Origin of the sequence: Streptomyces sp. NPDC058470, assembly GCF_042721055.1 — a bacterium.
Classification (GTDB): Bacteria; Actinomycetota; Actinomycetes; order Streptomycetales; family Streptomycetaceae; genus Streptomyces.
This window is the reverse complement of the sequence record NZ_JBHXMF010000148.1, coordinates 1-1,703: the sequence shown is the minus strand read 5'-3', so window position 1 is coordinate 1,703 and position 1,703 is coordinate 1. Positions and strand designations below refer to the sequence as shown.

Sequence of the window (1,703 nt, the reverse complement as noted above, 5' to 3'; positions counted from 1 at the left end):
ATCTGCTCCACATACACATCGGTGCCCTGCTCGTCGAACAGCGCATGGAACAGCATGCCCTCCTGCAACGGCGACACCGGCAGCACCTCGGCCAACCCCGGCACATCCGCCTCAAGCTGCTCGATCCGCCCCTGGTCCAGCGCAACCAACGGGAAATCAGACGGCGTACGACCACCACTGCCAGGACGCGACACATGCGAGACAAGACCAGTCAGCATCGCCGCCCAGCTGCCCAGCAGAGCCTCCGCAGCCGCCTCGTCCAGCAGCCGCTCCGGCCAAGCCACCGTCAACGTGAGCTGCGGCCCGTCCGCCGACTCATCGACTACGCCGATGACTTCCAGGGCGTGCATCACGGAGAACTCCCCCAGCACACCCGCCCCGGGCCCGGCCTCGCCGGCCGGCGACCAGTCCTTCTGGACCTCTTCGTCAGCTGCCCCGGCGGTGAACCGCCCGAGATAGTTGAAGCCGATCTGTGCGGACGGCAGGGCCGCAAGTTCGGGCGCGGTCTCAGGGTTGAGGTAGCGGAGCATGCCGTAGCCCAGACCGTCGCCCGGCACCGCCCGCAACTGCTCCTTGACCCGCTTCACCGCGCGGCCCGCAGCCGGACCCCCCGCCCGCACATCGGCCAGGTCGACGGCTCCGACATCGAGCCGGACAGGATATGCACTCGTGAACCAGCCCACCGTGCGGGACAGATCGTCCCCTTCACTCAGCGGGACACGACCATGACTCTCCACATCCACCAGGAACCCACCGGCCGTGCTCCGGCCGTCGCGCCATTCGGCGATCGCCGCGGTCAGCCCCGTCAGCAGGACATCGTCGATCCCCGCATGGAACGCGGCCGGAACACTGGTCAGCAAGGCCGAGGTGACCTCCGACGGAACCGTCACCGACAGATGCCTCATCGTGGCTTCGATGTCCCGGTCAGGATCCACAGGCCGTGAAGTGAGCATCGGGTCCGGGCCCTTGAGCAACTCGGTCCACTGCGGCAGCTCAGCCCGCGTCTCCTCGCTCTCAGCCTGTACGGCCAGTTCACGCGCCCAGTGCCGGAACGACGTCGGGACGGCATCCAGCGCGATGTCCCGCCCCTCGGCCAGCGCCGCGTAAGTCTCCGCGAGGTCCGGGGCCAGGAGGCGCCACGACACACCGTCGACCACCAGGTGGTCAACAACCACCAGAAGACGTCCCGGAGTGTCCGGCCCGGCGTCGAACCACACCACCTGAACCATCACACCGGCCCGCGGATCCAGCCTGTCCACAGCCGCTTGCGCCTGTTCACGGATCAGGCCACCCAGGTCATCGCCCTCCAGTCCGGTCGCGTCGACCCGCTGGGTCCACGCCCCGGCCGCGGCCGTTTCCGGCACGACCAGCCGCCGCTCCGGCTCAAGTTCGAGCCGTGCCCGCAGCGCGTCGTGATGATCCACCAGTGCCTGCACCGCATCGGTCAGGACCACGAAGTCCAGGCCCGCCGGAGCCACCACCAGCGCCGACTGGAACACCTGGCCCAACCTGTCCGGTCCGACCCGATCGATCAGCTCATGCATGACCGGAGTCAGCGGTATGTCCCCGACCCCGATACCTCCGTCGGCAATCGCACCGGCGTCGCCAGCCGCGACCGCCACGGTGGCCAGACCCGCCGGGCTCTTCCGCTCGAACACCTGGCGGGCGGTGATCACCAGGCCCGCCTTCCGGGCACCCGACAC

Annotated in this window: 1 protein-coding gene; it reads right to left on the bottom strand. The window is 68.9% G+C overall.

What is annotated here, in order from left to right:
- The coding region (locus ACFWP7_RS42575) for a condensation domain-containing protein (protein WP_384394032.1) at nt 1-1,544 on the bottom strand (1,544 nt) is incomplete at its 3' end.
- Between the last annotated feature and the right edge of the window lie 159 nt (nt 1,545-1,703).